This window comes from Streptomyces sirii (assembly GCF_045690365.1).
Classification (GTDB): Bacteria; Actinomycetota; Actinomycetes; order Streptomycetales; family Streptomycetaceae; genus Streptomyces; species Streptomyces sirii.
Genome location: NZ_CP147982.1, coordinates 5,415,303 through 5,434,994, shown reverse-complemented (window position 1 = coordinate 5,434,994; position 19,692 = coordinate 5,415,303). Strand labels below are relative to the sequence as shown.

Annotated in this window: 18 protein-coding genes; 11 read left to right on the top strand and 7 right to left on the bottom strand. The window is 68.1% G+C overall.

Annotation, left to right across the window (positions count from 1 at the left end):
- Window positions 1-162: 162 nt before the first annotated feature.
- Complete coding sequence (locus WAB15_RS24650; RefSeq protein WP_399148638.1) at window positions 163-738, top strand: TerD family protein; 576 nt, start codon at window positions 163-165, stop codon at window positions 736-738.
- A gap of 224 nt (window positions 739-962) precedes the next feature.
- Here the strand turns inward: WAB15_RS24650 and WAB15_RS24645 are convergent, their stop codons facing one another.
- The gene (locus tag WAB15_RS24645) at window positions 963-1,235 is read right to left on the bottom strand and encodes a helix-turn-helix domain-containing protein (protein ID WP_399148639.1); all 273 of its coding nucleotides are present in this window, start codon (window positions 1,233-1,235) and stop codon (window positions 963-965) included.
- An 87-nt stretch (window positions 1,236-1,322) separates the two neighbouring features.
- Between WAB15_RS24645 and map the strand changes: the two genes are divergently transcribed.
- Window positions 1,323-2,090: a type I methionyl aminopeptidase gene (gene map, locus WAB15_RS24640; RefSeq protein WP_399148640.1), complete on the top strand. Its 768-nt coding sequence runs from the start codon at window positions 1,323-1,325 to the stop codon at window positions 2,088-2,090.
- A 300-nt stretch (window positions 2,091-2,390) separates the two neighbouring features.
- On the opposite strand, the gene WAB15_RS24635 is transcribed toward map, so the two are convergent.
- Window positions 2,391-2,999 carry a GlcG/HbpS family heme-binding protein gene (locus WAB15_RS24635; protein ID WP_407287573.1) on the bottom strand — a complete coding sequence of 203 codons (609 nt, stop codon included), beginning with the start codon at window positions 2,997-2,999 and terminating at the stop codon, window positions 2,391-2,393.
- A 291-nt stretch (window positions 3,000-3,290) separates the two neighbouring features.
- Here WAB15_RS24635 and WAB15_RS24630 point away from each other — a divergent pair, with 291 nt between their 5' ends.
- The 3 genes from WAB15_RS24630 (at window position 3,291) to WAB15_RS24620 (ending at window position 5,865) form a co-directional block, all read left to right on the top strand.
- Complete coding sequence (locus WAB15_RS24630) at window positions 3,291-4,502, top strand: sensor histidine kinase (protein WP_407289287.1); 1,212 nt, start codon at window positions 3,291-3,293, stop codon at window positions 4,500-4,502.
- A complete protein-coding gene (locus WAB15_RS24625; protein WP_407287572.1) occupies window positions 4,499-5,236 on the top strand; it encodes a response regulator in 738 nt (245 codons plus the stop codon). Before WAB15_RS24630 ends, WAB15_RS24625 begins: the two co-directional genes overlap by 4 nt.
- Before the next feature lie 131 nt (window positions 5,237-5,367).
- Window positions 5,368-5,865 (top strand): hypothetical protein, encoded by a 498-nt coding sequence (locus tag WAB15_RS24620; protein WP_399148643.1) that lies wholly within the window; start codon window positions 5,368-5,370, stop codon window positions 5,863-5,865.
- A gap of 103 nt (window positions 5,866-5,968) precedes the next feature.
- Here the strand turns inward: WAB15_RS24620 and WAB15_RS24615 are convergent, their stop codons facing one another.
- Complete coding sequence (locus WAB15_RS24615) at window positions 5,969-6,637, bottom strand: pentapeptide repeat-containing protein (RefSeq protein ID WP_407287571.1); 669 nt, start codon at window positions 6,635-6,637, stop codon at window positions 5,969-5,971.
- Window positions 6,638-7,009: 372 nt separating this feature from the next.
- Here WAB15_RS24615 and WAB15_RS24610 point away from each other — a divergent pair, with 372 nt between their 5' ends.
- The gene (locus WAB15_RS24610) at window positions 7,010-8,053 is read left to right on the top strand and encodes a zinc-binding dehydrogenase (RefSeq protein ID WP_407287570.1); all 1,044 of its coding nucleotides are present in this window, start codon (window positions 7,010-7,012) and stop codon (window positions 8,051-8,053) included.
- A gap of 170 nt (window positions 8,054-8,223) precedes the next feature.
- Here the strand turns inward: WAB15_RS24610 and WAB15_RS24605 are convergent, their stop codons facing one another.
- Complete coding sequence (locus tag WAB15_RS24605) at window positions 8,224-9,327, bottom strand: aminopeptidase P family protein (protein WP_407287569.1); 1,104 nt, start codon at window positions 9,325-9,327, stop codon at window positions 8,224-8,226.
- A gap of 434 nt (window positions 9,328-9,761) precedes the next feature.
- Between WAB15_RS24605 and WAB15_RS24600 the strand changes: the two genes are divergently transcribed.
- Window positions 9,762-10,235 carry a hypothetical protein gene (locus WAB15_RS24600; protein WP_399148647.1) on the top strand — a complete coding sequence of 158 codons (474 nt, stop codon included), beginning with the start codon at window positions 9,762-9,764 and terminating at the stop codon, window positions 10,233-10,235.
- A gap of 297 nt (window positions 10,236-10,532) precedes the next feature.
- Complete coding sequence (locus tag WAB15_RS24595; RefSeq protein ID WP_407287568.1) at window positions 10,533-11,906, top strand: alkaline phosphatase; 1,374 nt, start codon at window positions 10,533-10,535, stop codon at window positions 11,904-11,906.
- A 633-nt stretch (window positions 11,907-12,539) separates the two neighbouring features.
- Here WAB15_RS24595 and WAB15_RS24590 read toward each other — a convergent pair.
- Both WAB15_RS24590 and WAB15_RS24585 read right to left on the bottom strand, forming a co-directional pair.
- The gene (locus tag WAB15_RS24590; protein WP_407287567.1) at window positions 12,540-13,265 is read right to left on the bottom strand and encodes a multiprotein-bridging factor 1 family protein; all 726 of its coding nucleotides are present in this window, start codon (window positions 13,263-13,265) and stop codon (window positions 12,540-12,542) included.
- Between the two features lie 1,276 nt (window positions 13,266-14,541).
- Window positions 14,542-15,297 carry a GntR family transcriptional regulator gene (locus WAB15_RS24585; protein ID WP_407287566.1) on the bottom strand — a complete coding sequence of 252 codons (756 nt, stop codon included), beginning with the start codon at window positions 15,295-15,297 and terminating at the stop codon, window positions 14,542-14,544.
- Between the two features lie 79 nt (window positions 15,298-15,376).
- Here WAB15_RS24585 and WAB15_RS24580 point away from each other — a divergent pair, with 79 nt between their 5' ends.
- The 3 genes from WAB15_RS24580 (at window position 15,377) to WAB15_RS24570 (ending at window position 17,328) form a co-directional block, all read left to right on the top strand.
- On the top strand, window positions 15,377-15,655 hold the full coding sequence (locus WAB15_RS24580; RefSeq protein ID WP_407287565.1) for a hypothetical protein: 279 nt from the start codon (window positions 15,377-15,379) through the stop codon (window positions 15,653-15,655).
- A 588-nt stretch (window positions 15,656-16,243) separates the two neighbouring features.
- The gene (locus tag WAB15_RS24575; RefSeq protein ID WP_407287564.1) at window positions 16,244-16,984 is read left to right on the top strand and encodes a GntR family transcriptional regulator; all 741 of its coding nucleotides are present in this window, start codon (window positions 16,244-16,246) and stop codon (window positions 16,982-16,984) included.
- A complete protein-coding gene (locus tag WAB15_RS24570; protein WP_407287563.1) occupies window positions 16,981-17,328 on the top strand; it encodes a hypothetical protein in 348 nt (115 codons plus the stop codon). The genes WAB15_RS24575 and WAB15_RS24570 overlap by 4 nt, the downstream gene beginning before the upstream one ends.
- Window positions 17,329-17,531: 203 nt before the next feature.
- Here the strand turns inward: WAB15_RS24570 and WAB15_RS24565 are convergent, their stop codons facing one another.
- Window positions 17,532-19,289 (bottom strand): DUF262 domain-containing protein, encoded by a 1,758-nt coding sequence (locus WAB15_RS24565; RefSeq protein ID WP_407287562.1) that lies wholly within the window; start codon window positions 19,287-19,289, stop codon window positions 17,532-17,534.
- Window positions 19,290-19,692: the final 403 nt, after the last annotated feature.

The window sequence follows — 19,692 nt, the reverse complement described above, 5'->3', positions numbered from 1 at the left end:
TACGGGCAGCCCGCGGGGGCGTTCGGCATCAGGATTCGGCAAAGAGAGCAAAGACAGCTGGAACCTCGTGGTCCCCTCACGGCGTTGTGGTGAGTGACGGTAGCTTCGTGCGCAGTACGGAGCCCGACGAATCGACGCGATGACAAGGAAAGGGACATCCCCATGGCTGTAAGCCTGTCCAAGGGCGGCAACGTCTCCCTCACCAAGGAGGCACCGGGCCTGACCGCCGTCACGGTCGGCCTCGGCTGGGACGTCCGCACCACCACCGGCACGGACTTCGACCTCGACGCCAGCGCGATCGCGGTCAACCCGAGCGGCAAGGTCTTCTCGGACCAGCACTTCGTCTTCTTCAACAACAAGTCCACGCCGGACCAGTCGATCGTCCACACGGGCGACAACGTCACCGGCCAGGGCGAGGGCGACGACGAGCAGATCAACGTCAACCTGGCGGCTCTGCCGGCCGACATCGACAAGATCGTCTTCCCGGTCTCGATCTACGACGCCGAGAACCGCAGCCAGAACTTCGGCCAGGTGCGGAACGCCTTCATCCGCATCATCAACCAGGCCGGCGGCACCGAGATCGCCCGCTACGACCTCAGCGAGGACGCGGCGACCGAGACCGCCATGGTCTTCGGCGAGCTGTACCGCAACGGCGCGGAGTGGAAGTTCCGCGCCGTGGGCCAGGGTTACGCGTCGGGCCTCGTCGGCATCGCGCAGGACTTCGGCGTGAACGTCTGAGGCAGCCGAGGCAGCCGAGCGAGCGACCGAGACGCGTGAGCGTCACGGTCGCGGACGCGTCGGCGTCGTAGGCGCGTAGGCGCACGAGTGCTTGCAGGGCCGGTCCCCTTTGGGGCCGGCCCTTCGTGCGTTTCCGGGGCGGGCGCTTCGTGCGTTTCCGGGGGGGCGGACCCTTCGCGTGTCGGCGACGGTCGACCCCGCGTCCGCTTTCGGGGCGGCTCGGGTCAGGCGACCGCGTCCTCGGGGGCCGCTTCGGGTGGTGTGGCCAGCACAGCCACCTCGTCCAGCGACAGTCCGAGCGTGCCGGCCAGCGCGGCGACGGTGAAGAACGCCGGCGTGGGCGCCCGGCCGGTCTCGATCTTCCGCAGCGTCTCGGCGGACAGTCCCGCCGCCGCCGCGACCTCGACCATGCTGCGCGCGCCGCGCGCCGTACGCAGCAGCGCGCCGAGCCGTTCACCGCGTTCACGTTCCCAGGGGGTCAGTGGAGTTCGCACCATGCCCGTGATACTAATACCGGTAAAGAAATACCGGTAAAGAAATAACGCCTGCGTTGATGGTGACGCCGGCGCTGGGAGGTCGTACGGATGGTGGAAATCAAGACGGACGCGGCACTCGACGCGATGCGGGTGTCCGGCCGGGTGGTCGCCGACGCGCTGGCCGCGGCCCGCGCGGCCGCCGCCCCTGGGGTGCGGCTGCGGGAGCTGGACGAGGTCGCCCGCACGGTCCTGCGCGAGGCCGGCGCCACCTCGCCGTTCCTCGGCTACCGCCCGTCCTTCGCCCCCACCCCGTTCCCGGCCGTGATCTGCGCCTCCGTCAACGACGCGATCGTGCACGGCATCCCGGACGCCTCGCGGCTGCGCGACGGCGACCTGGTGAGCATCGACTGCGGCGCCCTCGTGGACGGCTGGGCGGGTGACGCGGCCATCAGCTTCACGGTCGGCGCCGAGCGCCCTGAGGACCGGCGGCTGATGGACACCACCCGGCAGGCGCTGGAGGCGGGCATCGCGGCGGCCGTGGTCGGCGCCCGGATCGGCGATATCGCCCATGCGATCGGCAGCGTCGGGCGCGCCGCCGGCTACGGCATTCCCGAGGACTTCGGCGGCCACGGCATCGGCCGACGGATGCACGAGGACCCGCCGGTCCCCAACGACGGCCGTCCGGGCCGGGGCCTCGTCCTGCGCCACGGCCTGGTCATCGCCATCGAGCCGATGTTCGTGTCCGGCGGCACGGACGACTACCGCGCGGACGACGACGGCTGGACGCTGCGCACGATGGACGGCAGCCGCGCCGCCCACTTCGAACACACGGTGGCGGTGACGGACGAGGGACCTCGGGTGCTGACGATGCCGTAGGGGCGCGGTTCCAGCTCCGGCTACGGCCGCAGCTCCAGCTACGACCTCAGACCGGGGCCCAAGCCTTGGCCGGTGCTCCGGGCTGGGCTCCGGCCCTTGGCCTGGACTCCGGGCCCCGCCCCGGCCCGTCGGGAAGACCTCCCCGCCCCGGCCCACCCCGTCGGGAATACCTTCCCGCCCCGGCCCACCCCGTCGGGAATACCTTCCCGCCCCGGCCCGTTGTGGCCCCGCAGGGGGCGCTCGCAACCCCTACGGGAAGCGTTCGACCCCGCCCTACGGGGCGTCTCGGGGTGGCTGCCGCTACTTGCCGAGCGCGTCCGCGCCGGCCTTGGCGTACTGCTCGTCGAGGGCTCCGCTCGGAGCACCCGCGACGCCGATGCCCGCGATCGGGGCGCCCTCGGCCTGGACCGGGGTGCCGCCGGCGAGGAAGAGCGTGCCGGGGATGTCCTTGAGCGTGGGCGCCTGTTCGAGCCGCTTGACCAGCTCCGAGGTCGGGGCGTTCCAGGAGACCGCGGTGAACGCCTTGCGCCCGGCCGACTCGTACGACTGCGGTCCGGCGCCGTCGCCCCGCAGCTCGACGAGGGTGTCGCCGTTGCGGTCCACGACGGCGACCGAGACCGCATGGCCCCCCTTCTTCGCGGCGTCCACGGCGGCCCGGGCGGCCCGGGTGGCGGCGCCGAGCGTGAGGTGGGTGCTGGTGCGGGTGAGGCTCTCGTCGACGGTGGCGGCGGCAGCGGTGGTGGTCCGTGCGGGGGCGGCGGTCGCGGAGACGGCGCCGAAGGTACCCGCGCCGAGCAGGGTGAGTGCGACGGCACCGGTGGCGATACGGGCGCGCGGGGACAGCCTCTTGCCGGCCGGGGCCTTGGCGGCGGGAGCGTCGGTCATCTGGGTGGTGGCGTTGTCAGTCATGTCCTCATCGTCGGGGGGACGCGGGGGCGCGCGGATCGGTGGTCCGGCCGGGATCGCCGTGCATGATGGGGGATACGGGGGTCGGCCGATCGGTTGATGCGGGAGGCTCGCCGGGCGGGCTACGACTACGAGGTCACCATGACCACCGAGGTCACTATGGCCGCAAGGTCACCATGACCACGCGGTCGCCACGGCCCCGACGAGGAGATCCACGTGCACAGCACCCCGCAGCCCCCGGCAGCGGACCCGCCGCGAGAGCCCCATCCGGACGCCCGCTGGCTGGGCCCGGTCATGCATATCGCGTTCTTCCTGCTGCTGGCCGCCTCGCTCGCCCGCTTCCTGATCCGGCACCCCGGTGAGCCCCGCACCCCCTGGATCATCGCCCTCAGCCTCGCCCTCGCGCTGCTGTACGTCCTCGGTCCGGCGCTCGGCTCCCGTACGCACGACGAGCGGCGGCCCACCGCCCGCCGGCTGCTGTGGCTGGGTGCGGTGGTGGCGGCCTGGGTCGTCCTGGTCCTGCTCGCGCCGAGTTTCGCCTGGTGCGCGGTGCCGCTGTTCTACACCGGCCTGCAGACGCTGCCGGCCGGTGCGGCGTCACTGCTGGTGGGTCTGCTCACCGCGTTCGTCGTCGCCGCCCAACTGCGGCTGTCCACCGGCTTCGACCCGAATCTGCTGCTGGCCCCGCCGGCCGTCGCGGCGCTCGCCACCGCCGTGTTCATCCATATGGAGCGGCAGGCCGAACGCCAGCGGGCGCTGATCGACGATCTGCTGCGCACCCGTCGCGAACTGGCCGCCACGGAGCGGCGCGAGGGCACGCTCGCCGAGCGGCAGCGGCTGTCGATGGAGATCCACGACACCCTCGCCCAGGGGCTGTCCAGCCAGCAGATGCTGCTGCAGGCCGCCGACCGCGTCTGGGACTCCGATACCGCCACCGCCCGCGGCCATGTCCGTACGGCCACCGAGATCACGGCCCGCAACCTCGCCGAGGCCCGCCGCTTCGTGCACGACCTCGCCCCCGCCGACCTGGCCGACGGCGCCTCACTGCCGCAGGCGCTGCGCGAACTCGCCGCGCGGACGGGCGAGTCGGGGGTGGGCGGGTCGGAGGTGAGCGGCGGGCCGGCCCTCCGCGGACCGGCCGTACGGTTCCACCAGGACGGCACGCCCGCTCCGCTGCCCGACCGGGTGCAGTCCGCGCTGCTGCGCATCGCCCAGGGCGCCCTGGCCAACGTCCGTGAGCACGCCGCCGCGACCACCGTCACCCTGACCCTCAGCTACCTCGGCGACCAGATCGTCCTCGACATCGCCGACGACGGCCGTGGCTTCACCCCGCCGCCGGCCCCGTACACCCCTGCCTCCCCCGCCGCCCACGGGCGCGTACGGGGACACGGCCTGCCCGCCATGTACGCCCGGATGCGGCAGCTCGGCGGCACCCTCACCATTGAATCCGCACCGGGCGAGGGCACCGTCCTGTCCGCAGCCGTCCCCCTGGAGAACGCCCCATGACCCCATCCGCCGGCGCATCCGAGCACACCCCCGTACGCGTCCTGCTCTGCGACGACCATGCCGTCGTGCGCGCCGGGCTGCTCGCCCTGCTCAGCAGCGCCCACGGCATCGAGGTCATCGGGGAGGCCGGCGACGGCGAGGAGGCGGTGGCGCTGGCCGCCGCGCTGCACCCCGACGTGGTGCTGATGGATCTCCAGCTCGGCTCCGGTATCGACGGCATCGAGGCGACCCGCCGCATCGCCCGCGCCGGGGCCGCGCCCTCAGCCTCCGGCTCGCCCGGCTCGCCCTCCGGTTCCGGCTCGCCCTCCACACCCGGCTCATCCCCTACTGGCCACGGCACCCCCCATGTCCTCGTGCTGACCACCTACGACACCGACGCCGACATCACGCGTGCCATCGAGGCCGGCGCCACCGGCTATCTGCTCAAGGCCGAGCGGCCGGAGGAGTTGTTCTCCGCGATCCGTGCCGCGGCCGCCGGCCGCAGCACGCTCTCGGCACCGGTCGCCCACCGTGTCCTGGCCCAGATGCGCAGTCCGCGCCCCACCCTCACCGACCGGGAACTGGACATCCTCGGCCAGCTCGCGCGCGGGCTGAGCAACCGCGAGATCGCCCGCGCCCTCTTCATCAGCGAGGCCACGGTCAAGACGCACCTGGGCCGCATCTACGACAAGCTCGGCGTGGACACCCGCGCCGGCGCCGTCTCCGTCGCCAAGGAGCAGCGACTGCTGCCCTGAGGCACCGGCGGACCCCTCACTCGCCCTCATCCCCCCCTCCCCCTGTGCGTCGTCCCCATACCCCCTCCGCAATCCGCCCTCCGCTCCGGTGCGGGCGCTGGCCCGCCGCACCGGCGTGACACCATCACTACGTGATCGACCTCGGCTACTCCCTCTCCCGCCGCTTCCCGGATCCGCCGCAGACGGACTACCGGACCGCGGACGTGCACACGCTGCGCCACGACCTCTTCTGCGGCGACGTCTACATCGCCGACACGAAGACGGACCGCGAGCTGTCCACGGCCTGGGGCTGGGTGCCGGTCCTCGACTTCGCCTGGGCGCTCTGCGACATCGTCGAGCGACTCGACACCGACCCCCGCGGCAGCCGCTCCTCCCGCCCGGTCCACGCGGAGCTGGACTTCACCGAATCCGCCGACCGGATGCTCTTCGAGCGCCGCTTCGGGTGGGTGGACGTCGACGCGGACTGGATGCCGGCCGACGAGGCCCCGCTCACCTTCAACCACTCCGCGCTGCGCCGCGAGGCACGCGACTTTCTGCACGACCTGATCGCCGACCTCACCGACATGCACGACGGCCTCGGCGACAACCCCGCCATCTGGGACCTCCAGGCCCGCTTCCCCCGGGTCTGACCCCACACCCGGCAAGCCCCGGCGCCTCGGGCGGCGCATCCTCGGCGCGTCGCGAGCCCGGCCTCACCCCCCGGCCTCACCCCCCGGCCTCACTTCCCCGTACTCACTCCACCCGTACGCCTATCTGCGCCGCGAACGCCGGTGCCAGATCCATCAACTGGGTCGCGCTGATCACCGCGCCCGACAGCCGGTCGATCCCCCGCGCGATGTCCACCGCGGCCGCGCCGCGCAGATCGACGTCCTTCATCCGCGCCTCGGAGAAGTCCGCCCGCGCCAGGGTGCAGTCGTCGAACGAGACCCGCTCCAGCTCCGCCCCCGCGAAGTCCGCCTCGATCAGCACGCAGCCCTCGAAGGCGACATCCCGCAGCTTGGCGCTCCGCAGATTCGGAAAGTCGATCTTCCCGCCGCGCACCACGACCCGCTCCAGCACCGCACCGTGCAGCTGCACCCCGCCGAGCCGGGCGTCCGACACCTCCACATCGCGCAGCGACGCCCCGGACAGGTCCGTCCCCACCCCGCGCACACCACTCAGCACGCTGTCGATGAACCGCGCCCGGCTGAGCACCGTCCCATCGAGTCCGCAGCGCCGCACCGCGCAATCCATGAACCGCGCGCCGCGCGCCGACTGCCCCGCCCAGTCGGCCTCCGCGAACTCCAGCCCGTCGTAGTCCCCTTCGACCTCCAGCTCCCCGCCGTCGTACGCCGTCAGCTCCGGCAACCGCACCTCCGGCCGCCGCACCGTCCGTACCGTCCCCTTACCGCGCCCCGCCACGCGATCACCTTCTTCCGTCTTCGTGCCGTCCTCGTGCCGTCCGCGTTCCGTGCTCGGGCCGTCTTCGCGTCGTCCGCGTTCCGTCCTCGCACCGCCGCCGTTCCGTCCCTGTCCCGTCCTCGTTCCGCGCCTGCCCATCCATCGTGGACCACCCCACTGACAATCCGCCCCGACCTGCGAAAACAGTGGATGCCGGACCTCGCTCGCGCCCTCGGCGCATGCATCGGGGCCACCCTCGGCACACGCGTCGGAACCGGCCGGACCGTCCCGCGGGCAGGGTTGACCTCAACCGGGCTTGAGGTAACAGAGTGTTGACGTTCGCCCGCCGGGTAGGGCGACTGCCCACGCCCCAACTGCCAAGGAGACAGCGCCATGCACGCGATACGGCTGCACGCCTTCGGCCCCGCCGAGAACCTCACCCACGAGACCGTCGAGGACCCCTTGCCGGGCCCCGGCGAGGTCCGCGTCGCGGTGGCCGCGGCCGGCGTCCACCTCCTGGACACGGCCCTGCGCGAGGGCCGGGAGGGCGGGCCGATACCGCTCCCCCAGCTCCCGACCGTGCCCGGCCGGGAGATCGCCGGCACGGTCGACGCGCTCGGCGAGGGCACCGACCCCGGCTGGCTCGGCCGGCGCGTCGTCGCCCATCTCGGCGCGGTCCCCGGCGGCTACGCCGAACTGGCCGTCGTGCCCGCCGACCGGCTGCACCCGATTCCACAGAAACTGACCGCCGCCCAGGCGGTCGCCATGATCGGCACCGGCCGCACCACCATGGGCATCCTGCTCCTCGCCGACCTCACCGCCTGCGACGTCGTCCTCGTCACCGCGGCCGCCGGCGGCATCGGCTCACTGCTCGTCCAGCACGCCAGGAACGCCGGTGCGACGGTCATCGGGCTGGCGGGCGGCACCACCAAGGCGGCGTGGGTCCGCGAACTGGGCGCCGACCTCGCCGTCGACTACACGGACGCCGACTGGCCGTCGCTGGTCCGCACCTTCCTCGACGAACGCGGTGTGCCCGGCGCCACCGTCGTCTTCGACTCGGTCGGCGGCGACCCCGGACGCGCGGCCGTCGGCCTTCTCGCCCAAGGCGGCCGTCATCTGGTCTTCGGCTGGTCCTCGCAAGGCCCTCCCCCACGCCTTAAGGGCGCGGGGGGACCCCCGTCCGGCGGCCCGCTGGAGTTCACGGACGACGAGCTGGCGGCCCGGGGGATCACCTCCGAGCAGGTCCTCGGGCCGCCCATGCTGGCCCGGGCCGGCGGCGACAACCCGATCCGCACCCTGGAGACCGCCGCGCTCGCGGAGGCCGCGGCCGGCCGGCTCGTACCGGCGGTCCAGGCCTTCCCCCTGTCGGAGGCCGCGGCCGCCCACCGCGCCCTGGAGACCCGCGGGACGATCGGGAAGGTGGTTTTGGTGCCGTAGTGGCGCCGCCACCGGCGACGCGGACCGGGCTGTCGGGCTGCGCCCGGACTGCAGGCTCCGGGCCCCGGGGTCTCGGGGCCTCGGGGCCCGGGGCCGGGCCTCAGGCCTCAGGCCTCCGTCCCCCGGGCCCGGGGCCTCGGAGAGCCGAACCGACCCGGAAGCCACTACCGCTACCGCACCACCGCCATCTCCCGCGCCGTCTCGTTCAGCCGCCGCCCGCCCGTGTCCGTGCACGTCACGATGTCCTCGATCCGCACCCCGAACCTCCCCGGCAGATAGATGCCCGGCTCGATCGAGAAGCACATCCCTGGTACGAGCGGCAGATGCTCGCCCTCCACCATGTACGGCGGCTCGTGCGTGGTCACCCCGATGCCGTGCCCGGTCCGGTGGATGAAGTACTCGCCGTACCCCGCCGCCTTGATCACCCGCCGGGCCACCCGGTCGATGTCCTGGCACGCGACGCCCGGCCGTACCGCCTCGAAGGCCGCCTGCTGCGCCTCCCGCACGATGTCGTGCACCTTGCGCTCCTCGGCGCCCGGCTCGCCGACGTGCACGGTCCGCGTGGTGTCCGATCCGTATCCGTCCTTCAGCCCGCCGAAGTCGAGCACGACCATGTCGCCGTCCTCGATGACCCGCTCCCCCGCCTCATGGTGCGGATTGGCTCCGTTGGGGCCCGACCCGACGACCGTGAAGTCCACCTGGCTGTGTCCGTGCTCGATCAGCAGCCGCGAGAGGTCGGCGGCCACCTCGGACTCCCGCCGCCCGGCGAAGCGCACCCCCAGGATCTTCTCGTACGTCGCGTCCGCGGCGGCCCCGGCCGCGGCCAGCCGCGCCACCTCGTGGGCGTCCTTGACGGCGCGCAGCATCGGCAGCACCTCGGTCAGCGCGGCGTACGCGCTCCCCGGAAGCGACCGCTGCAGCCCCAGCAGATGCATCGCCCAGGTCGCGTCGGACACCCCGTAACGCCCTTGCGGCTCGATCCACTTGGCGATCTCCGCGTACGGGTCCGAGCCGTCGCTCCACCCGGACACCTCCATCGCCCCGCTACCGATGGAGTGCTCCGCGTCCGGCCGCTCCAATACGGGCACCAGCAGCCGCGAGCGCTGCCCCGGCGCGATCACCAGGGCGGTCAGCCGCTCCGTGACCGCGGGCGGCTGGTAGCCGCACAGCCAGGTCAGATCCGGCCCGGGCGTCACCACCAGCCCCGCCAGCCCCGCCTCGGCGGCGGTCTGCCCCGCCCGCTCCATGCGCCGCTCGTAGTCCTCTTGGGTCATCGAAGTCACCATGCCGGTGAACTTACGCCGCCGCCCGCCGGACGTCCCGTCAGAAAAGAACAACCCCGGCCGTCTTCACCCCACCAGTGCCACCGGAAGCGCCTCTTCGGTCCCGTCCCCGCGCCCCGCCCGCCCTTGAGCCCCCACTCCCGGCCCTCACGCCCAGCGCTCACCCGACCCTGACTCCCGGGCTTCGCCGGTCATCCTTGAGACCCCCTCCACGCCTGACGGGTGCGACCAGAGGGGGAGACAGAGATCGGTCGGCGGGTCGACTACTCACCGTGTTCGCTCTGAGTACGGTGACCCGGACAGCGAAGAAGCCGCGTGCCACAGCGCAGCCGGCGCCACGCAGCACCGACCGCGCAGCACGCATCGCGCAGCATGGATCGTGCAGCACGGACACGGACAAGGCACAGAAACGGGCCGAGGTCACCATGGCACCACCGCACCAGCCGTCCCGCCGCTCCCGGGGCGACGCGCTTTTCGTGATCATCTTCGTGGCGATCGCGGCCCTCATCCTCGGCGGGATGCTGTGGGTCAAGAACAACATGACCGAGATCAAGAAGTGGCGCGGCGGGAACGCCTGGTACCTCACGTACGAGGCCACGTCCTCCCGCGGCGAGCCCCAGTCCGCCACGGTGAGCTACCGCCACAACCCGGACCAGTTCAAGCCCGACTACAAGGACGTACGGCTGGGCCCGACCAAGCTGCCCTGGAAGACGGAGGCCCTCGTCAACACCGGCAAGGAGGCCCGCGTGGAGGTAACCCCGACCGGGAACGGGACCGTCTCCTGCCGCATCCTGCTCGACGGCATCCGTGTCGTCGCCACGGCCAAGTCCCCCGCCCCCGGCAAGCCCGCCGTCTGCCACGTGACCACCAGCAGCACCCCGGAGAAGTGGCCCCGCTGACGCACCCTTCCAACGAACCCCTCCGACAAGCCCCCCTGACGGGCCCGCCGGCAAAGCCCCACTAACAGACCTCTGACAAAGCCTCGCCACCAAGCCTGACGCAGCCGCGGCCGAGCCTCGCGTCAAGCACCCCACAGCCACGGCTCCAACTCCCGCCCGTTCTCTCCCCCGTGAACTCCTCCCCTCCGCACGGCACCCGCCCGTGGACCATGCGCCACCGGTACGCCATACACCGTTCACCCGCTCCTGGTGAGCTGCCAGCGTCCGGCGAGGGCCGGTCGTAGACGAGGAGAACTCATGCGAAGACTGCGCCTGTCCCGCCGCCGCGCCATAGCCGGCGCCGCCGTGCTGCTCGCCACCGGTGTGGCCATCCCCGCGGGTGCGGCCGCGTTCGGCCCCAAGGACCAGGCAGCGCGCGCGATCCAGGGCGGCAAGGCGAAGAACGTCATCCTGCTGATCGGCGACGGGATGGGCGACTCGGAGATCACGCTGGCGCGGAACTACACCGTGGGCGCCGCGGGCCGGCTCAACATGGACAAGTTCCCGCTGACCGGCGCGTACACGACGTACGCGGTCGACAAGAACGGCAAGCCGGACTACGTCACCGACTCCGCCGCCAGCGGCAGCGGTTGGGCCACCGGGCACAAGACGGTCAACGGCCGGATCTCCAAGACGCCGGACACCGACCAGGCGCTGCCGACGATCCTGGAGCTGGCGCAGAAGGGCGGTTACGCCACCGGGTCGGTCACCACCGCCGAACTGACCGACGCCACCCCGGCCGTGCTCGCCTCCCACGTCACCGACCGCAGCTGCCAGGGTCCGGCCGACATGGCCAAGTGCGCGGCCGACACGATCGCCAAGGGCGGCCCCGGTTCGATCGCCGAGCAGAGCGTCAACCACAAGGTGGACGTGCTGCTGGGCGGCGGAAAGCAGCGCTTCGACCAGAAGATCACCGAAGGCCCGTACAAGGGCATGACGGTGGCGGAGCAGGCGCGCAAGCTCGGCTACGAGATCGTCACCGACAAGCAGGGCCTCCAGGGCGTCAAGGGCGGCAAGCCGGTCCTCGGACTCTTCGCGCCGGGCAACGTCCCCGTCGAGTGGACCGGCAAGCCCGCGGCCGTCGGCGGCACGGACCCGCAGCGCTGCACCACCGGCAACGCGCAGCGCCCGGCCGGCACTCCGGCCCTGGACGAGCAGGCCACCAAGGCGATCCAACTGCTGGAGGACAAGCAGAAGTCGAAGCGCGGCCAGGGGCGGGACCAGGGCTTCTTCCTCCAGATCGAGGGTGCCTCGATCGACAAGCAGGACCACGCCGCCGACCCCTGCGGCCAGATCGGCGAGACCGCGGCCTTCGACCGTGCCGTGAAGGTGGCCCGCGACTACGCCGCCAAGCACCCCGACACGCTCGTGGTCACCACTGCCGACCACGGCCACTCCAGCCAGATGGTGCCGCTGGAGGCGAACCCGCCCGGCCTGTCCTCCACCCTCGTCACCGACGAGGGCGGCCAGCTGAAGGTCAACTACTCGACCAACACCCCGGGCCAGTCCCAGGAGCACACCGGCACCCAGGTACGCATCGCCGCCCAGGGCCCGCAGGCCTACCGCGTCCTGGGCGTCACCAACCAAACCGACCTCTTCACCACCCTCCGCAAGGCACTACAGCTCCACTGACCCTGCCGAGGGACGTTTGTTGAGGGGAGGGCCGGGATTCATCGGCCCTCCCCTCCCGCCGTCATACGGCGTGAACGCCCATGTGCCACGAACCGCGCCTCCGCACCGTGGACGGACTCCTCACCTCGAGAGCACCACATGCCAGTGCCTCCGAGTGCGAACCCGCACGACCGCGTCCGCACGCCGCCCGCGGTTGTTCAGCGGCCCGCTCTCACGTGCCTCCACACCGCAGCCGAAGCCGAAGCCGCACGCGATGGCCACACCATGGCCACACACGAGGGCGCAAAGATCATCGCGTGCCCATCCCACAGAGCGCAGTACACAACAAAGGCCCAGGTCAGAGGACATCTGACCTGGGCCTTCCACAGAGCCCCCTGTCGGATTCGAACCGACGACCTTCGCTTTACAAGTTCGATCTAGAAGCCTTCTTGCTTGGCCGCGGCGTCCCCTGTGCTGACGTCGGAGGCCGACCAAGGTCCCTGTCGTTCGCCGCCGTTGATGTCAGCTATGGATGTCAAACAACATGGCTGGGCTCGGCCAGGGACGGCGAGTTGCACATGCTGACGTCGTCAGTGCGGCGGGTTCGGTTTCTAGCCCGACGACACAGAGGGATCGACCCGCCGCGGATCGCGATCAGTCAGGATCCGAGGGTCCAGCAAGGTGACCATTGATCTCTTCATGCGCCTCCTGGAAAGGCCCGGCGAAGGCAGATCCGACATCGGCTTCCATCTCAACCAACTGAAAACGGATCATGCGCGAAAAGGGAGCTTTGGACTTCCATCCATTCTGCTGTTGCGAAAACATCACCCTCCGCCAGGCTCGTGCCCAGCGGTCGGACTCGGGTGCTTCAACTCCGCACGCCATGACAAATCGAGCAAGCACAAGCGCGGATGGCAAGCGCTGACCCAACAGAATTTCATTGATCGTTGTCGGTGCCAGCGTGCGGTTCGGTGACCTGCGTTTCAGTTCTGCAAGCGAGGGTTGGCCAGCATGAATTCGGAGAACTCTCATTCCTCGAACTAGCTCAGCTGGTGTGGTGATCAGATCAGGGTCGCAACCGAGAACGCCCTCGATGGGCTGTCGCAGATGCGCACGCCGGCGCCGAGAAAGTCGCCCCATCAGGTCTTGAGACTCCTCGATGCTCCCGTCGCACATGAAGGGCATGACGAACAAGATTCTGATCAATCTGTTCGTACCTCGACCAGCCATCGCTCGCGAGATGGTCGACTCCGACACACCCAGTTCTTGGGCTAACTGATGGTTCGTCAATCCCGCGCGATCACGAAGCGCGCGTATCCACCGTGCGGCGTCAATCTGCGGATCGGAACCCTCGGGCAACGGCTTCTCCGGTCGAGCCACGGCGCAACCTCCTTCATGGAGTCCGACGGAGATCGGAACCGACCTGAGCGACTAGGAGGCTCGCCGCACTTAGAAGTGCGGTGACGTCACTTACAGGGGCGCCAAGGAGGACGAGGACCACCACCACGACCAGCACCACGTCAGGGGCGAGATGATGCACACCGATACGACCATAGGGCATGCAGGGCATGCTCAGGGATGACTGCTCAAGCGCAGTGCTCACAAGACGCTCCTTAGTGTCATGGCGGCAGAGGATGACGCCACGGTCGCAACGTTCCTTTGCTGTGTTGAGCAGGATGCAGTTCGGCGGGCTCTGACGCGAGCCGGTTGGACAGTTCTTGCGCCGAGTTACGTAAACGTGTACTGCAAGAACGCGACCACCGATACTGCCTCTGACCTGCGCAGATGAATGAAGTTCTTGCAACTTTGCACGACTTCATCCGGCAGGGCTGGACAGTCGCGCCCAGGGAGTTGCGGCAGGCTCGCGTGGCCATGGTCAAGTCCGAGTACACGCAAGTAAGCGCGGTTGGGGCCGCTTTGGCAGGTCCAGCAGAGGTCATCAATGCCTTCGCTTGATCCTGATGAGCATCGAACCCGAACACCGTCTTTCGAAGGTGGAAACGGTGGATAGATGAACGGAGAAGGCCCCGCCCTGTCCGGCCGCGCCTTGGGAGCCCTGCTGAGCAGCCGTCGAGAAGTCGAGATTCGAACTCGTGACGGTGGCCACATGCGCGCTTGCCAAGTCTGTTGGTGGTGCAGCGGGCCTCGTGTCAGGGCGTTCATCTGCGTTCATGTGCGGTTGGCCGTGGGAGCGACTATCGGTTTCGGTCTAGTCTGAACGGCTCCGAACGGTGCTGAATGAGACGGAAACTGAGACGGACGGCAGAGCTGGAATCGTTAGCTTCCTCCGTGTCGAGGAGGAGTCATGGGACTGGGCCGCACGGAGCACAGCGCATCGTTGTCGACGGTACGGCCTATCGCTGGCGGCGCGTCGTAGGCCGACCTACTCTCAGGCCCTGGTCTGGACACCATGCACGTTCGCGATCGACCATGCAGACGCCCACGGGGCAACGCTCGTGGTCACCACCAACCAGCCTCATCCGAGCAACTGGTTGGGACGTGAGGCCAAGCCTGAACTTCCATCCGCCGTTGCTCACGCCATTGAACTCGCCCTTCGGGAGGGGTGGGCCCCGGCAGCTCCAGGCCCCCCGTTCCATCTCGACTGATCCGCCGGCTTTGCGCCCGCGCCCTGAGCGGTGCCGAGGGCTAGCGTCCACTAGCGACTGATGGGAATCTCGTAGACGATCTCGCACAGCGCGGCAGGGACGACGATGTCCGCCGTCTCCACAGGCCGCCCCTGGTCGCTGTAGTACGTCCTCCGGATGTGCGTGACCAGGCTGGCCTTCTGGATGCCGAGGAGCGACGCCTCCTCGGCATTCGCTTGCCGCGGCTCCGGTTGCTCCACAGCATGGCTGACCGTGATGCCGATCTCCGCCATGCGGTTCACCACGCCCACCCCCGCATGCGGCCCTCCCTCCGGGAGGACCACGAGGGTGCCGCCCGTGAGGTCGTACGGCTCCCAGCTCGTCGACAACTGCACCGGCTTGCCGTCGGCGAGGAACTCGTACATGGTGCGGACGCACAGATCGCCCTCGTTGATGCCGAGGCGCGACGCGATCTCAGCTGGTGCCGGCACCTTCGCCTCGGTCCGGCTTTCCCAGTCTCCCTGCTTGCCCACGGCCTTCATGTCCGCGCGGAACGGGGAGCCATTGGGCTGCTCGCGTGCCGAGGAACGGACCATGCGTGCGCGCTGACGAGGGGCGGCAACGTACGTGCCGGAGCCGGCACGACCTTCCAGCGCTCCCTGAGAGATCAGTAGCTCTTGAGCCCGACGAATCACGTTCTCACCGACGCCGCACTCCTGGGCGATCTGGGCGCGCGAGGGGAGCCGGCCTCCCGGCGACCACTCATGCTCCGCGATCCGGCGCCGGAGCTCGTCAGCGATGCGGAGGTACGGCGGCTGCTCAGGCATATGGAAAATCTAGTCCACTAGCTCTAATCTAGTTAACTAGCTTTACTCCAAGTGATCACCCGACGACGGAGGCTGCCCTGTGCCTGCTGCGGAAGCAAGCGCCGAAGGCATCGCAGCCCGGTTGTCCGCCGTCGGACTCACCCCGCGCGTGGAACAGCACGCCCACCTCACGTCGATCGAAGCGGAGGTACCGGAATCGCTCTCCGCCGAGTCGTGGCGGGAGGCCTTGGAAGCAGTCTCGGAGGCCGATCGATTCGGGCTCCTCGCCAACAGCTTGAACGGCCGCACCTTATGGGCCGCCGTACGCACAGTGACCCCCGCGACGGGCGATGTCCGGGGGCCTGGCCGTCAGCGATAGGAGCTGAGCAGCGTGTTCAACCGTATCTGCCATACCGTCTCGCACACCGATGAGCGGTGCGTCCCGATGAGCCGACGCCCCCGTTCCCCGATGCCCGTCGGGCTGGCCGTCGCGCCTCGCGAGCTCTTTGCCCACAACTGGTTCGCGACGGCGGAGGCCCTTTGATGCCTCCTCGCCAGCAGCATCGCGTGACCCACACGAAGGCCGTTCCCTACCGATCGAGTTCCTGCCGGATCGGTGCGCACTGTGAGTGCGCGCAGTCTTCCCCCACTACTACGCCGATCGGCATCCCAGTGGTCTACGAGGCGTGCAGTTGCTCCTGCCACACAGTGGCCGCCCGTGGTGACCGAATGGACGGATCCCAGTGAGGCGCTGGGCGCCGAACGGTGCACCGGCCGCTCATGTCGAGATCACCTCTGCCAGCGTGCAGCGCGGTGACGTCATCCAGATCGGTGGTCTCTCGTGTCGTGTCACCGACCTGCTCCAGCTTCCCGGCGGAGCGAAGCGTCTGTGCTTCGAGTCGGGCGAACTGCTCACCATGCACTCCCGGTCTCGGCTCGTAGCCCTACGCACGCCGAGAAGGTGGTGATGCAGTCCGTGCCCTCTCGCCGTTACGTCATCGCGGATGACATTCGGAACAAGATCTCGACCGGCCGGATCAAGGCCGGCGCATGTCTCCCTTCCGAGGCGCAGCTCGCTTCCCGCTACGCGGTCAGCACGGCGACACTGCGGAGCGCCCTCTCGGTCCTGCAGGGCGAAGGTCTCGTCGAGAAGATTCACGGCAAGGGCAACTTCGTCCGCTACCCCCTCCGCAGAATCACGTACGTCGGCGGTGGCCACACGCTCAGGACGGAGTGCTCGGCCGAGTCGGCGTTACGTGTCAGCGTCCGCACCACCAACCTCCAGGCGCACGGTCAACTGACCTGCCTGCTGGGGGTGTCGGCCAGCAGCCCGCTAACCGAATTCCTCTGCCTCACCCACGAGGGAAAGTCACCGCACAGCCTCGCTCGCATCTACGTACCTCGCGACCTGTCGCCTACCGACGTTCCCGCCGAATCGCACTGCTGCAAGAGCGTTGAGGCGAAGCTGGCAGAGCTCCGCCCGCCACTGGCCGAGGTCCAGGAACGAGTCAGCGCTCGTCCTCCGACACCAGAGGAAGCGGCGACCCTTCGCATCAGCTTGGCCCTGTCAGTGCTCGCGATCACGCGCGTGGCGGCCGACCGCACGGGACGCGTGGTCGAGGCGGCGCTCCTGGTGCTTCCCGGCAACCGCGCCGACGCATTCTTCACCACCCACCACCTGACCGACGAGAGGACAAGCGGAGGATGATGACCCACAACGAGCTGCGGCTCCTCCCGTGGTCAGGGCCCGAAGGCAACCCCTGCTATTTGAGTACCGAGGGCAGCGGTGGCTACCTGTCGCGCCTGGCTGACACCACCGAAGCGGTGCAACTGGAAATGTCAGGCGAACTCCTGGAGCACGCGCTCGAAGTACTCGGCGACGGGGAGGCGGAGCCGAACGAGGTCCGGCTCCTGGCGATGGACATGACTGAAGCCCTGCGTGACGTGCGTCGTGTAGCGGTCAGCCGCGGTCACCGCCTGCGCGTAACAGACTTTGCCGCTTGCGACGGAGGCGACGAGGACCCTCGACTGCCAGCGACGGCCTTTGACTAGCAGTGACACATGGAACGGTAGGGGAGCTCCATAATCAATCTGGGGATCCCCTACCGTTCGATTCGGTATTCAGATACCAGCGACTGGCGTCCTGCGTGCGAGCGGCTATGCCCGCACGGGTGGTGCAGGACAAGCTGCCAGTCAATAGTTCTAGAGAGATCGGCAAATTTGACGCTAGAATCTAGTTCTAGTCGCCGTGTTTATTATTTGAATCGCTTTGAGGCTGCAAGAGCCTCGCTAGTTTTCATTTTACGAAGATCTTCGCCGTTGCGAACATAGTACTCCTCTTCGTAACTGGACAGCTCTCCCTGGGCAGGAATTCTGATAACCACATACGCCCGACCAGAGTAAGAGATGGTGTCTACGTTCGCCAACACGGAGCCCTTTAGAGGTTCACTTATAGGGGAACCTTGAATGACTCCCAAGATCCTCCGCGTGTAGTCGCTAAGTTGAATTCCCAGGATTCGACACTCCCGGTCCACGCCGACAAGGAGTTGCCTTCCCATGCGGAGCGGTGCGATGGAATCAAGCTGTTCAACTCGCTCAGCGTCTTTCTCGGTATCCGCCACACCGAAGACGATGTACCCATCCGCCTCGGGTCCCACATTTGCGATAGCTGAGATGATTTTTGGCAACTTTCCAAGAAATGTCCTATCGATTTCTCGCTTGTTGCCCAGCGACGCTATCCCCTGCTTGAATTCGTAGCGTGCACTCTCTATTGGAGCCCGCCTGATGATGTTGGGGAATTCAATCTCCATAGCAGGGCCGTGCGTGAGTGCTGATCGCGGTGCACTGGCAAAATGCTTCTCTAGGAGCCCGCGAACAATGTCGATGTTTTCCTGGCGCTGCCGCTCAGTCGTTGTGTTTCTACTGGGCGTTAGCTTAGCGGATACCTTTAGAATAGCAGCAAATGCTGCTTTGGGGTCCGTGAGCTGCTTTTGCTGCCTGATCATCAGGTCGTAGAACGCCATAAATATTGCATAGAAGGGCGTTTTGGCGGAGGTGAAACTACTCGTACTGACGTGCGATCGGAAAGCTCCGCTGATGCCTGGTCGTTCGGACTCCACCATGGTCTTCATGGCGCCTAGCACGTCTTTGACGTCGTTGGCGAGAGTGTCAGTCCCGTAGGTGTTCAAGTCGATTGCAAGTGAATGACTCTCGGGAGTCGTTGGATCGAAATATTTGTCAAGCACATCAGAGCTGACACTAAACGTGTTGCCCCTGACGACCGAAATGCAAATGTCGGCGAGAAGCTGCTCGTCCTCGCTTTGCTGCAGCTGGCGCGGGTTCAGCACTCCCAGACTGCACCAAAACGTCTCCTCGGCTGCGATACCATATCCAAGTCTTTCGCGCGCAGAATCGATGGAGACAACTGGCATCTTAGTTAGAGGGAGCACATCGGATGATCCGTCGTATCTAAAATCAGAGGCGAGCCTCCTAACCATCTGAACGAAGTCACTTACCACACCCGCCTGTCGTTTTTCTTGGGCGCTGAGTTGGCGGCCTCCTGAGTTGATACGTCGAAATACCTCGGTTACTTGCGTTTCCTCTTTCGAGTCGAAGATAGTTACGGCAAGCTGGTAATCAAGCAAGTCTGCACACTTGCCTGCTGGGAGAAGGTCAGGGTTTCCGGCTTCGGCTTCAAACGCTCCGGCCTCCGCGGACTGTCGCGCACGCGAGAATTCCTTGAGGTCAAAGTACTGCCTTACGTCACCATCCTGAATGGCGTACTTATGTTCAATGTAGCCGAAGATGGCGTCAAGCCTCTGCATGCCATCGATAATCTCAAAGTCGCCGTCTACTGTTTCGGCAAATAGGAATAATGGAATCGGGAATCCCTTCAGAATGCTGTCAATCAGGTGAATCTTTTCGTCTACCCCCCAGACGAGTTTTCTTTGATAGTTGCGATTTACGATCAGCTTCTCGCCTCGATAGAGGCTGTAGGCTTCTTGGATTGACATGCCTCGGGGGGTAATAGACATTAATGGCCTCCTGCCGGCCAAGCCTGAAGAGCGTGGACGTGATGCACAACATCTACCTACTGCCGGTCTCTCAAGAGACCAGTGTTGGATGTTGTGGGAACTTGTCGTCCTGGGCGTGTGTGCGTCACAGGTCGGCGGAGCGGCTTTGGCCGGTGTCCTGCCCGGTTTGGGGTCGAGCATGATCAGGGGGCCGTACGCTGGCCGGCAACTCGGGCAGGCTTGTGAGCTGCCCGGAATTTGAACGAGTGGCCCCCTGGTCTTGCTCGACGCGGGACCCGAACCGGGGAGGTGGGTAAAGCCGTGGAGCCGACCGCCCCCACACCCGGCCTGGTCTTTCGCCCCTTGTGGGCGCGGGCGTCGACGGCGCGCGGCCCCGGCGGCG